General features: G+C 62.7%; 15 protein-coding genes. 3 read left to right on the forward strand and 12 right to left on the reverse strand.

Annotated features, from left to right (window positions below; genetic code table 11):
- The coding region (locus tag GSM73_RS27125) for a proton-conducting transporter membrane subunit (protein ID WP_306110011.1) at window positions 1-1,329 on the reverse strand (1,329 nt) is incomplete at its 3' end.
- A 181-nt stretch (window positions 1,330-1,510) separates the two neighbouring features.
- Window positions 1,511-2,536 (reverse strand): DMT family transporter, encoded by a 1,026-nt coding sequence (locus GSM73_RS08905; protein ID WP_047225722.1) that lies wholly within the window; start codon window positions 2,534-2,536, stop codon window positions 1,511-1,513.
- On the opposite strand from GSM73_RS08905, the gene GSM73_RS08910 reads away from it, so the two are divergent.
- On the forward strand, window positions 2,531-3,094 hold the full coding sequence (locus tag GSM73_RS08910) for a helix-turn-helix domain-containing protein (protein WP_047225723.1): 564 nt from the start codon (window positions 2,531-2,533) through the stop codon (window positions 3,092-3,094). The two genes, GSM73_RS08905 and GSM73_RS08910, sit on opposite strands and share 6 nt — an antisense overlap.
- A 15-nt stretch (window positions 3,095-3,109) precedes the next feature.
- A complete protein-coding gene (locus tag GSM73_RS08915) occupies window positions 3,110-4,549 on the forward strand; it encodes an FAD/NAD(P)-binding protein (RefSeq protein WP_160892224.1) in 1,440 nt (479 codons plus the stop codon).
- 157 nt (window positions 4,550-4,706) lie between these two features.
- Here GSM73_RS08915 and GSM73_RS08920 read toward each other — a convergent pair whose 3' ends face one another.
- The 3 genes from GSM73_RS08920 to GSM73_RS08930 all read right to left on the reverse strand — a co-directional run bounded on the left by GSM73_RS08920 (window position 4,707) and on the right by GSM73_RS08930 (window position 7,895).
- Window positions 4,707-5,819: a Gfo/Idh/MocA family protein gene (locus GSM73_RS08920; RefSeq protein ID WP_160892226.1), complete on the reverse strand. Its 1,113-nt coding sequence runs from the start codon at window positions 5,817-5,819 to the stop codon at window positions 4,707-4,709.
- 216 nt (window positions 5,820-6,035) lie between these two features.
- Window positions 6,036-6,803: an SDR family oxidoreductase gene (locus GSM73_RS08925; RefSeq protein WP_047225726.1), complete on the reverse strand. Its 768-nt coding sequence runs from the start codon at window positions 6,801-6,803 to the stop codon at window positions 6,036-6,038.
- 24 nt (window positions 6,804-6,827) lie between these two features.
- Complete coding sequence (locus tag GSM73_RS08930; RefSeq protein WP_047225727.1) at window positions 6,828-7,895, reverse strand: phosphotransferase family protein; 1,068 nt, start codon at window positions 7,893-7,895, stop codon at window positions 6,828-6,830.
- A gap of 180 nt (window positions 7,896-8,075) precedes the next feature.
- On the opposite strand from GSM73_RS08930, the gene GSM73_RS08935 reads away from it, so the two are divergent.
- Window positions 8,076-8,471, forward strand: coding sequence for a DUF4280 domain-containing protein (locus tag GSM73_RS08935; RefSeq protein WP_047225728.1), 396 nt, complete (start codon window positions 8,076-8,078; stop codon window positions 8,469-8,471).
- Window positions 8,472-8,615: 144 nt separating this feature from the next.
- Here GSM73_RS08935 and GSM73_RS08940 read toward each other — a convergent pair whose 3' ends face one another.
- Genes GSM73_RS08940 through tssE form a run of 7 tightly spaced genes read right to left on the reverse strand, consistent with a single transcriptional unit; the run spans window position 8,616 to window position 17,450 of the window.
- On the reverse strand, window positions 8,616-9,158 hold the full coding sequence (locus GSM73_RS08940; RefSeq protein ID WP_047225729.1) for a toxin-antitoxin system YwqK family antitoxin: 543 nt from the start codon (window positions 9,156-9,158) through the stop codon (window positions 8,616-8,618).
- Between the two features lie 13 nt (window positions 9,159-9,171).
- Complete coding sequence (tssI, locus tag GSM73_RS08945) at window positions 9,172-11,181, reverse strand: type VI secretion system tip protein VgrG (RefSeq protein WP_160892228.1); 2,010 nt, start codon at window positions 11,179-11,181, stop codon at window positions 9,172-9,174.
- Window positions 11,182-11,199: 18 nt separating this feature from the next.
- On the reverse strand, window positions 11,200-11,643 hold the full coding sequence (locus GSM73_RS08950; protein ID WP_047225731.1) for a hypothetical protein: 444 nt from the start codon (window positions 11,641-11,643) through the stop codon (window positions 11,200-11,202).
- Window positions 11,644-11,698: 55 nt separating this feature from the next.
- Complete coding sequence (tssH, locus tag GSM73_RS08955; protein WP_160892230.1) at window positions 11,699-14,242, reverse strand: type VI secretion system ATPase TssH; 2,544 nt, start codon at window positions 14,240-14,242, stop codon at window positions 11,699-11,701.
- 1 nt (window position 14,243) lies between these two features.
- A complete protein-coding gene (tssG, locus tag GSM73_RS08960) occupies window positions 14,244-15,269 on the reverse strand; it encodes a type VI secretion system baseplate subunit TssG (RefSeq protein WP_160892232.1) in 1,026 nt (341 codons plus the stop codon).
- Entirely contained in the window at window positions 15,233-17,023 is a 1,791-nt protein-coding gene (tssF, locus tag GSM73_RS08965; RefSeq protein ID WP_160892234.1) for a type VI secretion system baseplate subunit TssF, read from the reverse strand. The genes tssG and tssF overlap by 37 nt, the downstream gene beginning before the upstream one ends.
- Window positions 17,007-17,450, reverse strand: coding sequence for a type VI secretion system baseplate subunit TssE (gene tssE, locus GSM73_RS08970; protein ID WP_047225735.1), 444 nt, complete (start codon window positions 17,448-17,450; stop codon window positions 17,007-17,009). The genes tssF and tssE overlap by 17 nt, the downstream gene beginning before the upstream one ends.
- Window positions 17,451-17,452: the final 2 nt, after the last annotated feature.

Consider the following 17,452-nt stretch of genomic DNA (forward strand, 5'->3'; position numbering starts at 1 on the left):
GGGCAGGTCGGTGGCCGGGGGGCCGAAGAACACGTCCACGGTAAAGCGCAGGGAGTAGGCGACGCTGAAGGTCCCGGCAATGGTGGCAATGATGGGTAGCGCCAGCTCTACCCAGGCCGTGGCGGAGATGAATACGGTTTCGGCGAAAAACATTTCCTTGGACAGGAACCCGTTGAGCAGCGGCACTCCGGCCATCGCCGCGCTGGCGACCATGGCCAGGGTGGCGGTGAACGGTATCAGCCGCACCAGGCCGCTGAGCCTTCGAATATCGCGGGTGCCGCTTTCGTGGTCGATGATCCCGGCGGCCATGAACAGCGAGGCTTTGAAGGTGGCGTGGTTAAGAATATGAAACACCGCCGCCACCGCCGCCAGCGGACTGTTGAGGCCCAGCAGCAGGGTGATCAACCCCAGATGGCTGATGGTGGAGTAGGCCAGCAGGCCCTTGAGATCGTTCTGAAACATCGCGCAGTAGGCGCCCAGCAACAACGTACAGGCCCCGGCGCCGCCGACGATGTAGAACCATTGTTCACTGCCCGACAGCGACGGCCACAACCGCGCCAGCAGGAATACGCCGGCCTTGACCATGGTGGCCGAATGCAGATACGCCGATACCGGAGTGGGCGCGGCCATGGCATGGGGAAGCCAGAAGTGGAAAGGGAACTGCGCGCTTTTGCTCAACGCGCCGATCAGGATCAACGGCAGCAGGATGGGGTAGAGAGCGTGGTCACGGATCAGGTTGCCGGCAGCCAGGACCTTGTCCAGGTCATAGCTGCCCACCACATGGCCGAGGATCATCACGCCGGCCAACAGGCACAGCCCGCCGGCCCCGGTCACCATCAAGGCCATGTAGGCACCGCGTCGGGCATCGGCGCGGTGATGCCAATAGCCGATCAGCAGGAATGAGAACAGGCTGGTCAGTTCCCAGAAAAACACCATCTGGATCAGGTTGCCGGAAATCACCAGGCCAAGCATGGCGCCCATGAAGGCGAGGAAAAACGCAAAGAAACGCGGTACCGGATCGTCCGGCGACATGTAGTAGCGGGCATACAGCGACACCAGTGTGCCGATGCCCAGCACCAGCATCGCGAACAGCCAGGCGAAACCGTCCAGGCGCAGCACGACATTCAGGCCCAGGCTCGGTAGCCAGAAATACTCCTCACGAATCACACCGCCGTCGGCGATCTGCGGGTACAGCAAAGCCACCTGAACGGTGCCGACCAAGGCCACGAGGCCTGCCAGCAAGGATTCGGCGTTACGGGCGTTATGCGGCAGCAGCGCCGCGACACAGCTGCCGATGAAGGGCAAAAGCAATAGAACTATCAGTGACATAGGCTTCTATTCGGCGGGAGTTTGTCAGGGATCATACGTGGTGAGCGTCCGATCACCAACCGCCAGCCTGTCGCAGAATCCTACAAGGCCGGTGGAGTTTTCCTATTTTGCGTGGGGTAGGAGCCGCCGAAGACGGCGATCTTCCTAGAGGCAAAACTTCTCGAAAGGTTTTTCGATTGCCTCAGCGTTCGCGCTCGAGCACCTCATCCGCCTCGTTGACAATTTTGCCGCGGGTTTTCAGTTCACTGACGATCACCGCCGCCACGATCAACACCGCACCTACCAGCGCAATCGCCGGCAACCGCTCGCCGGCCAGGCGCCCGGCAATACCGGCCCACACCGGCTCGCCGGCATAGATCAGCGTGGCGCGGGTGGGCGAGACGCTTTTCTGCGCCCAGTTCATCGCCACCTGGATCGCCGCGCTGGCCGCCCCCAGGCCCACGGCGCTGATCAGCAATAGCCAGGAAAAGTCCGGAATTCTTTCCTGGGTGGGCACGACCATCAAAAATGCCAGCACCGCCGTGCTTGCCAGTTGCACCACGGTTACCCGGCGCACATCGACCTGGCCGGCGTAGGCACTGATCAGGATGATTTCGGCGGCAATGGCGATGGCGCTGATCAGCGTGGCGATTTCACCGGGGCTGAAATTCAACGATGCCCCGGCCGGGCCCGACACCAGCATCAACCCGGTGAAGGCCAGCATGATGCCCAGGCTCGGCATCAAGCCTGGCCGACGGCCCAGCACCAGCCACTGCAACAGCGGCACGAACGGCACGTAAAGTGCGGTGATGAACGCCGATTGGCTGCTGGGAATGGTCTGCAGGCCGACGGTCTGCAAGCCATAGCCGAGCATGATCGCCACGCCGATGAAGCTCCCAGCCTTGAGTTCGAACAGGGTCAGGTCCCGCAGATGCCGCCACGAAAACAGCGCGACAAAGGCAGCAGCGGCGGCAAACCGCAGGCCCACGAAAAACATCGGCCCGCTGACCGTCATGGCGTGTTGCACCAGCAAGAAAGTCCCGCCCCAGATCATGGTGATCAGCACCAGCACGCATTCGGCCTTGCTGAACCTTGAGAAACGGGAGGAAGCTTGAGGGGAGTTCACCGATGCCATGACCTTGCGCGCCACTTGAGGCGGACGCACAATGCGCCCGAAGAAGGTGGGCAGTATAATGCGCAACCCCAGCAGATGAGCAATATAGTGCACAAAGAAAACGGCCAGCGGGCATCCGTCCTGCAACACGTCAGCCAGAACGTCCGCCGCCTGCGGCACGCCGCGCAGCTCAGTCAGACAACCCTGGCCGAACTGTCAGGGGTCAGCCGGCGCATGTTGGTGGCCATCGAGGCCGGCGAAAAGAACGTCAGCCTGACCACCCTTGACCGTGTCGCCGAAGCCCTCGACGTGGCCTTTAGCGACTTGATTCAGGCCCCCGATGCCCGCGACCCGAGTCGCATCAACGAACTGGCCTGGGCCGGTACCATCCCCGGCAGCAAAGCCGTGCTGCTGGCCAAGGCCACCGCCAGTCGCGAAGTCGAACTTTGGGAATGGCGCCTGGAGCCCGGTGAGCATTACCCATCCGAACCTGATGCCGATGGCTGGAGCGAGCAGCTCTATGTGTTCGAAGGCTGCCTGACCCTGACGCTGGGCAGCGCAGAGCACCAGATAGGCGCCGGTGAGTTTTTCATGTTTGCCAGCAACCAGCCCCATGCCTATCGCAATGAGGGTCCGGTGGCGACAAGATTCGTACGCAACGTGGTGATTTGATTCCTGGAGAGCGACATGCATACAGCGCTGGATCGACCTGGCAGCAGCATCACCCGCGAGGCCGATGTCCTGATCATCGGCGGTGGTCTGAGCGGAGCCATGCTGGCGGCGCAGCTACTGCGCCTGCCTGGCCGGCGCAACGTGCTGATCGTCGAGCCGCGCAGCGAGTTGGGCCGGGGCGAGGCCTACAGCGCCGTGGAGCTGGGCCACACCTTGAACGGCAACGCCGCGCGGATGAGCGTCGATCCAGACAACGCCGATGACTTGACTCAATGGCTCGCCGAATTCATCGAAGCCGGTGGTTGGCCCGAGTCGGATCAACAGCATGTGCCGGTCAGCGAGCTGTTCCCGCCCCGGGGAATCTTTGGTTTATATGTGCAGCAGCGCCTGGCGGAAGCCCGGGCGCTGGGGGCCCGTAATGGCTCTGTGGCGGAGCATGTGCGCGGGGAGGCCGTGGATCTGCAGGTCGCCGGTGATGCCGTGCTGCTTACGCTTGACGATGGCCAGACGTTGCGCGGACGTTTCGCGGTGCTCGCCACCGGCATGTTCCCGGCGGCGCGGACCCCGCAGACCGAATCCAGCGGCTTGAATGCCGCCGCGCTGGACCCTTGGGATGTAGCGGCGATGCGTCGGCTCGATCCGCAATCCATGGTGTTGATCATTGGCTCAGGGCTGACGATGGTGGATGCCGTGGTGTCCCTCGAGCAGGCCGGGCATCGCGGACCTATCGAAGTGTTTTCCCGCCATGGCCTGCTGCCCCATGTGCGTCGACAACCGCCTGAGTGGGTGGACTTTCTCGCCGCCGATCACAGCCTCCGCTCGCCACGCCAATTAATGCGCGCTCTGCGTGAGCAATGCCGTCAGGCCCAGGCCGAAGGCATCGACTGGCAGGCCCCTCTGGACACGGTGCGTGCGCACATCGGGCGCTTGTGGAGCCAGGCCAGCGATGTGCAGCGCCGGCAATTCGTGCGGCATGTACGACCCTGGTGGGAGAGCCATCATCATCGTTCGCCGCCTTTGAGCGCTGAGCTGGTGGCGCGGTTGCACGAGGAAGGGCGGTTGCGGATCCAGGCAGCGTCGTTCAAGGGGCTGGCGCCGTCTGCCGAGGGAGCGGTGAACATCCGCATTCGCCGAAGGGGCGAGGCAAACCTGACGGTGGTGCAGGGCGCTGCGCTGATCAACTCCAGTGGCATTGAATACGATTGGCGCCGGGTTGCACGACCGTTGCCCCAACAACTGCTGGCTCGCGGATTGGTCCAGCCCGGCCCGCTGGCCCTGGGCATCGCCGCCCGTCCCGATGGCGCGGTGCTGGATGCCCAGGGCGAGCCTGCCAGTCGTCTGTTCGCCATGGGGCCACCGTTGCGCGGGATGTGGTGGGAAAGCACCGCCGTGACCGATGTGGCGAGCCAGGCCAAGGCGCTGGCGGCACGGTTGGTTCAGTTGCAATCAACCTGAACATTGTCCCCCGTGGCGAGGGGATTTATCCCCGCTGGGGTGCGAAGCGCCCCTAAAGCTGACGCCTCGGTGTATCAGGCAGATTTTTTGGGGCCGCTGCGCGACCCAGCGGGGATAAATCCCCTCGCCACAAAGGGCGGCACAAATCGGCAGTGTGTCAGCCAGTCACGGTCACCCAGCGCTGTTCCCTCGCCGCCAGGCGAATCGCCGCCGCCAGCCGCTCCACTTCCCAGGCTTCTGCAAAATCGGTCCCGTCGCCGCCTTGGCCGGCGAGGGCCATGATCAGTTCCTGGACTTCCAGGGTCTTCAATTCGTTGTACCCCAACTGATGCCCGGCCGCTGGGCTGAACGCGGCATAGCCCGGCAGATCCGGGCCGGCCAGCAGACATTGGAAGCCCCCTTGGCCGACGCGGCACAGGCGCAGTTCATTCAGCCGTTCCTGATCGAACGCCAAGGTGCCGAGCGTGCCGCTGATCTCAAAACTCAGGTGATTCTTGTAGCCGTGCTTGAGCCAACTGCTGCTGACCGTGCCTCGGGCGCCGCTGGTGAAGCGCAGCAGGGCGTGGACCTGGTCATCCACGGCGATGGTGCGCTGCTCAGTGTTGCCGGCACTGGCGGGGCGTTGGCTGTGTACGGTCTGGCTGTCGGCACACACGGCCTCGACATCGCCCAATAAATGACGGGCCATGGCCAGCAAGTGACTGCCCAGGTCCGCCAATGCGCCGCCAGCGTGGGCGGCTTCGCAGCGCCATGACCACGGTGAGGTCGGATCGGCCATGAAGTCTTCGCTGAACTCCCCCTGGAAACTGATGATCTGCCCCAGTTCCCCGCGCCGGATCATGTCACGCGCCCGTTGAATGACTGGATTGTGCTGGTAGTTGTAGCCGACCCGCGTGACCACGCCGGCCGCCTTGGCTGCCCGTTGCATCTGGTCGGCCTGTTCCAGCGACACGGCCAGGGGCTTTTCACAATAAACCGGCTTGCCCGCTGCCAGCGCAGCCATGGCCATCGGGAAGTGCAAATGGTTGGGCGTGGTGATGGCGATCAGGCCGACCTTCGGGTCGTCGATCAGTTGTTGCCAGTCGCTGTGGGCCGTCTCGAACCCCCAGCTCTGGGCGCACTGCCGGGCACGCTGGGGATCGGCATCGGCCAGCGCCGCCAGTGTCAGGTTCAGGGGGAGGTCGAACACCGCTTTGGCATTGTGAAACGCCAAGGCATGGGCACGGCCCATGAAGCCAGTGCCAATCAGACCGATGCCGAGTTCGCGCATGAGAAAGAGCCCTTTGAGTTTTTATTTTCAGAAGGGCTCTTTATGGAATAAATATTCGCACATTGCAAATGTTGGAATAAATATTCTTTTGTTGGCGCTCACTGCACCAACCCCCTGTGGGAGCGAGCCTGCTCGCGATAGCGGTGGAACAGTGACATCAATGCTGGCTGATCCAACGTCATCGCGAGCAGGCTCGCTCCCACAGGGGAAACATCATCAGGAGAGGAACCCCCCATCCACATTCAGCGCCACACCCGTGGTATAGCTGGACGCATCACTGGCCAGGTACAGCACCGCGCCGGCCATTTCGCTTGGATCGGCCACGCGCTTGAGCGGGATCTGCGCCAGGGCGGTTTTCAGGATCGCGTCGTTCTTGACCAGCGCCGAGGCGAACTTGGTGTCGGTCAGGCCCGGCAGCAAGGCATTGCAGCGGATGCCGAATTGCGCGCATTCCTTGGCGAACACCTTGGTCATGTTGATGACCGCGGCCTTGGTCACCGAGTAGATGCCCTGGAAGATCCCCGGCGAGATGCCATTGATCGACGCCACGTTGATGATGCTGCCGCCACCGTTTTCGCGCATCAGCTTGCCGGCTTCGACCGACATGAAGAAATAGCCGCGAATGTTCACGTCGACGGTTTTCTGGAATGCCCCCAGGTCAGTGTCCAGCACGTTGCAGAACTGCGGGTTGGTGGCGGCGTTGTTCACCAGGATGTCCAGGCGCCCGAACTGCTCGCGGATACCGGCAAATACCTGGCTGATCTGTTCCATTTCACCGATGTGGCAGGCGATGGCGGTCGCTTTGCCGCCAGCGGCGATGATGGCATCGGCCACGTGCTGGCAACCCTCGAGTTTGCGGCTCGAGACAATCACATGGGCGCCTTGCTGGGCCAGCAGTTTGGCGATGGCCTCACCGATGCCGCGGCTGGCGCCGGAAACGAAAGCGATTTTACCGTCGAGGTCGAACAACTGAGTCTTGGACATGCTGTTTCCTTGTTATAGATGCGCTCAGAGCGTGGATTTGCTGATGACCTGCAGGCTCATCTGCTCCAGCAGTTTGTTCATCTGAACGAACTGCGCGAAGCGTTTGTCCTGGGTCTGGCCATGGAAGAAGCGGTAGTAGATCTGTTGGACGATGCCGGCCAGACGGAACAGGCCGTAGGTGTAATAGAAGTCGAAATTGTCGATGCGGATCCCGGAGCGTTCGGCGTAGTAATCGACGAACTCGCGACGGGTCAGCATGCCCGGTGCATGGCTGGGCTGGCGGCGCATCAGTTGTACCGGGGCCGGATCGCCGGCTTCGATCCAGTAGGCGAGGCTGTTGCCCAGGTCCATCAGCGGGTCGCCAATGGTGGTCAGTTCCCAGTCCAGCACGCCGATGATCTGCATCGGGTTTTCTGGGTCGAGGATCACGTTGTCGAAGCGGTAGTCGTTGTGCACGATGCTGGAGGTGGGGTGGTCGGCAGGCATCTTCTCGTTGAGCCAAGCCTTGACCACCTCCCATTTCGGCGCGTCCGGGGTCAGGGCTTTTTCGTAACGGTCGCTCCAGCCACGGATCTGCCGGGCCACGTAGCCTTCGGGCTTGCCCAGGTCGGCCAGGCCGCAGGCCTTGTAGTCAACCTGATGCAGTTCGACGAGGCGGTCGATGAAGCTCTTGCACAGGACTTCGGTACGGGCAGCGTCAAAACCCAGTTCCGGCGGCAGGTCGGAGCGCAGGATGATGCCCTTGACCCGCTCCATCACGTAGAACTCGGCGCCCATCACCGACTCGTCGGTGCAGTGCACGTAAGCCTTCGGGCAATAGGGGAAACCTTCGCGCAACTGATTGAGGATGCGGAACTCACGGCCCATGTCGTGGGCGGACTTGGCTTTATGGCCGAACGGCGGACGTCGCAGGACGAATTCCTGTTCAGGGTATTCCAGCAGGTAAGTCAGGTTCGAAGCACCACCGGGAAACTGGCTGATCTGCGGCGTACCGGACAGGCCTGGAATGTGGGCCTTGAGGTACGGGTCGATCAGACTGGCATCGAGTTCTTCACCGTCGCGGACACGGGTGGACTGATCAGTAAACGCCATGCTTATCCCTTCTGCTTATTTTGGAGGCCATCGATCATTGGCTAATCTAATGGCAGGTGAGAGGCGTCACAAGCTCGCCAAGGTCTTATAGGTTAGCGTGTTGCAGGATAATCAGCGGGCCTGATGCCGGGTGGATGAGCTATGGTTTCAGCGTCTGTCGCTTTTCAGGGAGCCATCGCGATGGGATGCCCGCAAGTCTGTGGCACTGCAACCTTGCAGTGCAGTTTCGGCGCCGCCCCGGCGGTGCTCAATGTGCTGCCGGTCAATCGGCTGCTGACCGGCGGGATGCCAGCGGCGAATATCATGGATCACATCCCCCTGGTGAACATCACCACCTTCGGCATGTGTCAAAGCCTGGCTAACCCGACCGTCGCCGCTGCGACTGCCGCGGCATTGGGCGTGCTGACACCCATGCCGTGCATTCCTGCCACCGCTACGCCCTGGATCCCCGGCGGCCCGCCGACCTTGCTGCTGGGCAACATGCCGGCCATCGATGCCAACAGCACCCTGATGTGTACCTGGGCCGGGGTGATCAAGATCGTCGTGCCGGGGCAGGTGCAGATGCTCATTCCTTGATTGGTTCGGACCTACAGGTAGGGATGATTTCCTGTGGGAGCGAGCCTGCTCGCGATAGCGGTGGGTCAGTTGGTGGAGATGTTGGCTGTACCACCGTCATCGCGAGCAGGCTCGCTCCCACATGGGTAAGGGGAAAGATAATAATTATGCTTGCGCCGGATCACTCCAGCGCCTGAACCACCAGCGCACCCTGGAAATCGGCTTGCCCTCGGCGTCCAGTGGTCGGCCGTCTTCGGCATAAGCGTGTGCCGGTTCCAGCAGTTGGCCGTTGAGGTAGCGGGCCTCGACGGCGGGGTTGCCATTGGGGTGCATGCGTCGATAACGACCGTCACGCACACCGTCACGATAGAACTCGGACTCGGCCAGTTGCCCATCGGGGAAATAGTTGTTCGCTTCACCGTGCAGCAACCCCCGCCGATAAGTGGCCTGGCGCTGCAGCCCGCCTTCGGCGGCGTAGAAGCTTGCCACGCCCTGCAGTTTGCCTTTGACGAAGGGCAACACCGCCGAGACTTTACCGTTGGGGTGATACAGCGTGCTGGTGCCTTGCAGCTCACCTTGCTGATAGTTGAGTTTCGCTTGCCGGCGCTGGGCCTCCTCAATCTGCAGCGGGCCGTCGAGGTGGCCGTCGACCAGTTGCCCGCTCAGGTGACTGTCGCCACGCTCCACGTCGAGTTTTTTCGAGGTCATTGGCACGCTCCCGTCAGTTGACCTTCACCAAGCCGCCCTTGATGGTCAGCATGCCGCCGCCGTCCACGGTCTGTTCGGCGGCGGCCTTGTTCACCAGGCTGATGCCGGCGTCGTTGGTCAGGGTGGTGCCGGCCTTGTTTTCCAATGACGTACCGGCCTGGTTGCTCAGGGCGGTTCCAGCCTTTTGGCTGATGGACGTGCTGGCCTGCGCCGCCAGGTCGGCACCGCTCTTGATCGCGAAACTGCCGCCGCTTTGCAGGGTCAGGGTGCCACTGACCTTGATGGTCAGGTTGCCGTCCACCGTCAGTTCATAGTTACCGGTGACCTTGTGCGCGTAGTTGCCCCCGGTGCTGTGGTTCTGGTCCGAACCCACGGTCACGGTGCGAGTGTCCTTCACATCGAGGCTGTCGCTGCCGGTCTGGATGGTCACGCTGCGTTTGCCCTTTTCCAGGGTGACGGTTTCGTCGCCTTCCTTGACCGTGCGGGTGCGCGCGTTCTGCACCGTGAGGGTTTCATCGTGACCGACCGTGGCGGTGGTGTCGTTGAGCACGTTGATGTTGAAGTCTTTCTGGGCCTGGAGAAACACCTCCTCGGCGTCCTTCTTGTCCTCGAAGCGCAATTCGTTGAAACCGCCGCCGCCCTTGGACGAGTTGGTCTTGATCCCGGACTGGGTCTGGTTGGCCGGCAGCGCGTAGGGCAGGGCGTTGTCGCCGTTGTAGACACAACCGGTCACCAGCGGCCGGTCGGGGTCGCCGTCGATGAAGGTGACGATGACCTCCTGGCCGATGCGCGGCACGAACTGCATGCCAAACCCCTTGCCGCTCCAGGGCAAAACCACCCGAACCCAGCAGGATGAACTCTCGTCGTTCTTGCCGGTGCGGTCCCAGGGGAACTGCAACTTGATCCGCCCGTATTCGTCGGTCCAGATTTCTTCACCGGCCTTGCCCACCACCAGTGCCGTCTGGGTGTGCATGCGTGGTTTTTGCGTGGTGCGGGGCGGTCGATAAGTCGTGGCCTTGGGAATCGCCTCGAAGCGGTTTCGGTAGCTATCGTGGCTGGCTTCGTGGCTGACCGAGGTCACCACCCAATCGATATTCAGCGTCGGGTCTTCATGGCCGGCGAGGGTGAACCAATACCCCGGCACCAGCCAACGGCAGTCGCTTTCGCCGACAAACCGCTTCTCCTGACTGCGCAGGCCATCCACCCGTTGTTTGGTCAACGCATCGCCCTGGCCCTTGGCGTCATAGCCGCCCGGATGCTCGTATATCGAACTCGGCCCGGCGACGGCTTCGGCCTGGCTGTAGAGCGAAGTCTTTGGCGTGGTGAATTGGTAGTCGGTTGCCTGGTAGACCCCGGCCACCGCTTGCAGGCACACCTGGCCTGAGCGGATGCCATGCAGTTCCCGATCACCTATTTTCTGCCCGAGATAATTCACCGTCGGGCCATTGGGGATCGGCAAGAACGCATCATTGTTGTCAGCCAGCACCAGCGTGTGCGTGCCTTGCTCGTGGCTGAAAAACCAGAAAATCCCATCTTCTTCCATCAAGCGCGAAACAAAGGCCAGATCGGTTTCGCCGTATTGCACGCAGTATTCGCGTGGTGTGTAGCTGCCGGTGAGTTTGAGCTGGAAATCGGTGAAACCATGGGCCTTGAAAATCGTGGTGACGATGTCCGAGGTGGCGAGGTTCTGAAACACCCGATTGTTGCTCGCCAGGGTCAGCCACCAAAGCCACGGGCGCAATAAAAGTTGATAGCGTTCGGCGGTGGCGTCGGCGGGGAGCTGGCGGATCTCCGCGACCAGAAAATCCAGCGGGCGCAACAAGGCGTCCTTGTGCAGCGTCATGGTGACATGGCTGGCGACAGCGCTGGTGAGGGTCAGCGAAGGGCCGTCGTTGATGCCGTTGAGGATGTGCGAGCCCAACGCATTGAGGCTCTCTTCGCCGGACAGCGATTCCGGATACAGCGCCGACAGCGTGGCCGCGGTGAGGGAGAGGGTGGTGTTGCTGTCGGTGGAGCGGGGCATTGATTGTCCTCAGCGCCTTTAAATATCGTCAGGAAATCCTTCGACCGGGCCTGCCCATAAACACGACTCAACCGGGAAAGGAACATTGTCCAGTTGATTGGTATTGACCCCAATGCGTTGAGCGCAAATTTTGTCAGGCTCGCCAACTTTTTTAATCTTGATGAATCCGCTATTTACGTAATCATCCACTTTCTTCATCTGTTTTGGTTTTATCCATGCGAGGTTGAAATACAAAACATAGACTTCTGACAGTTTGCTAATGCCGAGTTTCTCTTTTTTCTCTCGTATTTCAGACGGCGGTATGGTCGTTAAATAGAAACCTTCTTCATGCTGCTTTTTGAACCAGGCCCACTTTTGAGGTTGATTCATCGTGCATTTCCACTCCCGGACGGCAGGGGTGCCGATTTGATTATCAGTGATGGATTTGGCCGCTGACTGGGTGGTGTAGTGATAGAACTTCATAAGGGCTCCGGTCCAACTCAGAAAGTCTTAACAGGCGATGAACCACGACGGTTTGTCACTCCAACACCCACTCCGCCAACTTCCCCGTCACCTGGGTCATCAACACATTCTCCACATCCCTTGCTCCTGCCGCGCTGCACTTGGCCAACACGGCCTTGACGATCCCTGCGTCGAACTCGAACTGCTTGCCGGTCGCGGCCTTATACCGCCCACGCAGTTTCTCCAGCTTGGCCAGGACAATGGCTTCCAGCGTCGCCTCATCCAGCGGCCGATACGCCACCACCGTCATGCGCGCCAGGAATGCGGGGCGAAATGCTTGCAGCAAGACTTTATGCAAGGCTTCGTTGAAGGCGTCGCCGCCCAGTTGCGCGGCTGGCGTGTCCAGGAGCAGTTCGGCGCCGACGTTGCTGGTGGCGAGCATCACCGTGTTCTTGAAGTCCACCACCAGGCCGGTGCCGTCTTCCATCAGGCCTTTGTCGAAGACGTTGTAGAAGGCCTCGAGCACATCCGGGTGGGCCTTTTCGATTTCATCCAGCAACACCACCGAGTAGGGTTTGCGCCGCACCGCTTCGGTGAGCACACCGCCGCTGCCGTAGCCGACATAGCCGGGCGGGGCGCCCTTGAGCTGGCTGACGGTGTGGGCTTCCTGGTATTCCGAAAGGTTGATGCTGATCAGGTTACGTTCGCCGCCATAAAGGGCATCGGCCAGGGCGTAGGCGGTTTCGGTCTTGCCCACGCCGGTGGGGCCCACCAGCAGGAATACGCCGACCGGTTTCTGTGGATCGGTCAGGCCGGCGCGGTAGGCTTGCAGGCGCTGGGCGATGGTGTTCAACGCGGTGTCCTGGCCCATCACCCGCAGGCCCATGCGCTGACCGAGGGTGCGCACGGCGTGGGCTTCGTCGGCGAGCATCTTGCCTACCGGGATGCCGGTCCAGCCGGCGATCACGGCGGCGACGGTCTTGCTGTCCACCTGTTCGGGTACCAGCGGATCGTCCTGGCGAATGGCATCCAGGCCGGCCTCCAGACGCAGCAGTTCGGCAGCCAGGTGGTCGATGCGGTTATCGATCTCGGTGTCGGGCTTTTCACCGTCGGCGCGCTCGCTCAAGGCCAGCAGCTCGCGGCGGGTGTCGAGCAGTTCGCGCACCGCTTCGCGCTCTTCACCCCAGCGGGTCTCCAGCTCGCGGATGGCCTGCACGTTGCCGCTCGACTCGGTTTCCAGCAGGGTGATGCGCTCGCGGTGATCCAGTCCGGTGGCCTGTTCACGGCGCAAGCGTTCGACTTCGTCCTTGAGGCTGTTCTGGCGATGGCGCAGGCTTTCCAGAGGCGGTGGCACATCGTGTTGGCCGAGGGCGACCCGCGCGCAGGCGGTGTCGAGCACGCTGATGGCTTTGTCCGGCAACTGTCGCCCGGAAATGTAGCGGTGGGACAGTTTCACCGCCTCCTGAATGGCCGCATCCAGCACGTGTACGCCGTGATGTTGTTCCAGTTTGGTCGCTACGCCACGGAGCATTTCCACGGCGGTGAGTTCGTCCGGTTCTTCGACCTGCACCAGTTGGAAGCGGCGGGCCAGGGCCGGGTCTTTCTCGAAGTATTTTTTGTATTCCAGCCAGGTGGTGGCGGCCAGGGTGCGCAGTTCACCCCGGGCCAGGGCCGGTTTGAGCAGGTTGGCCGCGTCGCTGCCACCTTCAGCGCCGCCGGCACCGATCAGGGTATGGGCTTCGTCGATAAACAGGATGATCGGTTTTTCAGCGCTGCGTACAGCGTCAATCACGCCTTTGAGACGCTGTTCGAACTCGCCCTTGACGCCCGCGCCGGCCTGCAACAGGCCCAGATCCAGCACGCGCAATGTGACCTCCTGCAACGACGGTGGCACGTCGCCTGCGGCGATGCGCAGGGCCAGTCCCTCCACCACCGCGGTCTTGCCGACGCCCGGCGCGCCCACCAGGATCGGGTTGTTCTGCCGACGTCTGAGCAGGATATCGATGCACTGACGAATCTCACCGTCGCGTCCGACGATGGGATCGATGCGTCCGTCCCGAGCGTCGGCGGTCAGGTCCTGGGTGTATTGGTCGAGCACCGGGTCCTGTTTCGGTGGTGCCTCACCGGGTTTTACCGGGCGCACGCCGCCGACATGTTCCCGCGAGCTTTCGGTCCATTCCAACAGATGGGCGCGCAAGGCCTCCCGGGGAATGCGCAGCAGCGACGAGGCACTGTTGAGCAACAGGCTGCGACGCTCATCACGGTCCAGCAGTGCCAGCAACAACAAGCCGGAACGAATGCTGTCCAGGCCCAGCACGCTGGCTTGCACCACGGCGTCCTCCAGCAGGCCGATGGTTTGCGTCGACAGGGCCGGCGTGCGGGTACTGCCGGATTTGAACAGCTCCAGGGCCTTGTTGATTTCTGCCGCCACCGCGTCGCGCTCCAGGCCAAAGCGCGGCAACAGACAGGCGAAGTCACCGCCTTCGATGTCCAGCAGTTCCAGCAGCAGGTGCTCGATTTCCACATAGTGATGGCTGCGTTGCAGGCAGCGTTGCGCGGCGCGTTCCAGGGCGCGACGGTTGTCCGGGTTGAGGCGTCCGATCAGGCTGGCCAGTTCCATTTCAGGCGATCTCCGGCTGACGAAGGCGAGTTTCGATCCGTTGTACGGCAAGGTTCGGCTGGCGTTGCAGGCCACCGTTCCAGCTCAATCGTGGCGGCGCCTGGCGAACCAGTTGCAGTGGCCCGGCGCCACGGATCAGCAGCACCAGGGTGCAATCCAGATCGGGACCGAAGTACAAGGCGTAAAGGCTGGCGAGTAACGGATGGGTCTCGCCGGTGGGCAGCAATGCATTGGCCTGAACCGCGGTCAGCGGGCCGAGGGTCAGGCGCACGCCGGCATGTTCGTCCCAGACCCGAGTGCCGGCGACCGCGCTGTGGCCCAAGCGCAAGTTGCGCCCGCCGGGCTGCAAGCGGCTGCGGCTGGCGGGAGGAATTTCGCGCCAGCCACCTTTGTAGGCGGTCAGTTCCACCGGCAGCCCGAACTGTTCGCGCACGATGGCTGCAAACCCGGCCAAGGAGCGCCGGCCATCGGCGTACAGTGCGGTACACGCCAGCACGCCCGCATCGGGTGCGGCCTGGCGTTCTTGCAACGCCTTGGGCAGCAGGCCGGTCAATGCACGCAATTGCGCCTGCACGGCAGACGCCGCCGGTGCGGTAAAACCCAGGGCGATGCGGTGTTTGCGCATCACTTTGTAGAGCAGGCTGAGCAGACGATGCTGGAACAGGTCGAGAAACTCCGCCGGCGCATGATCGCGCGCCCGTGCCCGTTGTTGCAGCCATTCCTGATAGGCGTAGGGCAAGGGGCCGTCGGGGCCGCCGAGGCCAAAGATCGGCGTGGTCAGGATGGGTGCCGTGCCGGGCTCTTGCTTCAGGCTTTCGACTTCACTGGCGGCGAACAGCGGTGTCAGCGGTCCCCGCAGGCGCAGGGCTTCGGCGTGGGGCGCGGTGCCGCTGCCCAGGGTTTCGGCCTGGGGCTGTTCGCGCTCCAGCACCAGCAATGCCTGAAGCCATTCGAAACGATGCGGGTCGCGCCGCAAACGTTCGCTCAGGTTCAGAGCGTCATGGGTTTGCCGGCTTGGGGTTGCCATGTTTTCACCTCCCTGTCCGATTGAACCAGCACGGTGCGCACGAAACGATTGGCGGTGGCATAGAGGGAAAAGAACTGCGCCAGCACCCCGGAGAACAGCACGGCACTGCTGCCGACGAAGTGTTGCGGGTCCAGTTGCAGGCTTACTTGCAACCCGTTGCGCCACCCGCGCCAGGCGTCTTCGCCGACATGGGCGATGACCCGGTCACAGGCCAGTTCCAGCACCCCGGCGATCTGTCGCCGGGCGCTGGCCTCGTCCCGCAGATTGTGCAATTCGAGAATTTCCCGCAGCGCGTCGAGAGCCTGGGGACCTTCCACCAGCGACAGGTGGTTGAGGGTCAATTGCGACACCAGTCTCCAGCGCGATTCGCCATCCAGGCGTGGCAGGCTCTGCGGGCTGGGCGGGTTGCGCAGGCGAGCCCAGGCCACCGGCCCGGGACGCTCAAAACCCAGCGCGGTGCCGGACGGCAGGCTCTGGGCCAGATGGCGGTTGGTGCACAGCAACTCGGCGGTGAGGCTGTAGTCCCGCGTGTCAGCCAGCGGGTCGAACTGAGTGTCCACCAGGCTGACCATCAAATCGGTGCCCAGGCGATTGGGGCTCATGCCGCTGACTCGCCGCGCATGCCAGTAATAGGCCTGGTCGTTGCCGTGCTGGCTGCCGTAATAGGCCGGCACTTTGCGCACCCCCTGGCTCGACGTCGCGCGCATGCCGCGGATGCTGTGGATCTCGACGCTGTTCTCTCGATGACTGTCGGCCACCAGGCGGTATTCGCTGCGGGTGCCGTCCGGGCGTAGCGGCTCGGACGTCCTGGGGAACAGGTTGATCACTGGCGCGCAGCCCAGGGCGATGTCGCTGGCCTGGAGCGGAAGGCGGCTGACGGGGGCACGGTCGAACACGATGTACAGGTACAACGCTTGGCTGTCGCTGGACGCTCCGGCCAGTGGCAGGTCGAAAAAGCCGAATTTGTCGGGGAAGGCAAAGTACTCCGCCAGCAGGCGCATGCCGGGATGCACCCCGTCCTCGTCCGGCAGCAAGGCTTGATCACTGGCGAAACCGACGATCTCAGGCAGGCCGGTCAGGGGTTCCGGCACGCTGCCCGGTGGGCCGGCCAGGACCTTCACGGCATGGGCGCCGAGCAGGTCATACAGCCAGGCGTTGATCATTGGTGAGGCTGCCAGGTGCACCCGCAGAGAATCGATCCCCAGCGTCGACCATTGGCTTTCCCCCAGGCAACGCAGGTTCAGGCGCAAGGCGGAACGCGCCTGCACCACCCCCGTCAGCGCCTGAGCCTCATCGCTGCCCAGCAGCAACGCTTCACTGACTTCGACCGGCCACAGGCGCACGGCGGCCGTGGTGCGAAAATGAATGCTCTGCCCCTTGTCGGTGGTGACGAACAAGGGCGTGTCCCGGGGCAGGGGGTAGCCTTCATTGAGGTTGCCTTTGCTCGGGTCGGGCTCGAACTGCACGATGGCGCAGGACGGCAGAGGACGCAGGGCCAGAGGGTAAAGCTGTTCGAGCAAGGCATCGCTGAACTCGGCGTAGTCGTCGTCCAGTCTTCGCTGCAAGCGGGCGGCCAGCAGTGCGAAGCCCTCCAGCAGTCGCTCGACATGCGGGTCCGGGCATTCGCCGGGAGACAGCTCCAGACGCCTGGCGACCTTGGGGTAACGTTCGGCGAACAGGCTTCCGGCATGCCGCAGCCAGGTCAGTTCACGCTGGTAATAATCGAGCAGTTGCGGGTCAATCGAGTCGCTCATGTCGTACCTCAAGGCCGTCGCCGGCGGGCTCGATGACAAATGCCACGGGCCATGAGTGCTGGTCGCCGCGCAACTCGCCCAATAGCCGTATGTTCAGTTGCTGGGGATGACCCGGCACAGGGTTGACCTGGACCTCGCCCAATCGCAGGCGCGGCTCGAAGTGGTTGATGGCCTGACGGATCTCGCGGGTCAGTTGGCGACGGTCATCGCTGCGCTGCTGTTGTAGCGCCGTCCAGTCAGCGATGCCGTAATCCAGAATGCTCGGCGGCTCGGTCAGCGCCTTCGGGCCGCGTCGGGTGTTGAACAGGCGCAGCAGTTCGGCATGAACCGAGTCCTGCAGCGCCTGCCGGTCGAACGCCCGCTCAGGGTCTTGCGCCGGGCTGGCCAGGCGTTCGAACAGGGGAGGGCGAAGCCCGAAGCCAGCCATGG

The organism is Pseudomonas sp. PICF6, assembly GCF_009831705.1.
GTDB classification, from domain to species: domain Bacteria; phylum Pseudomonadota; class Gammaproteobacteria; order Pseudomonadales; family Pseudomonadaceae; genus Aquipseudomonas; species Aquipseudomonas rhizophila.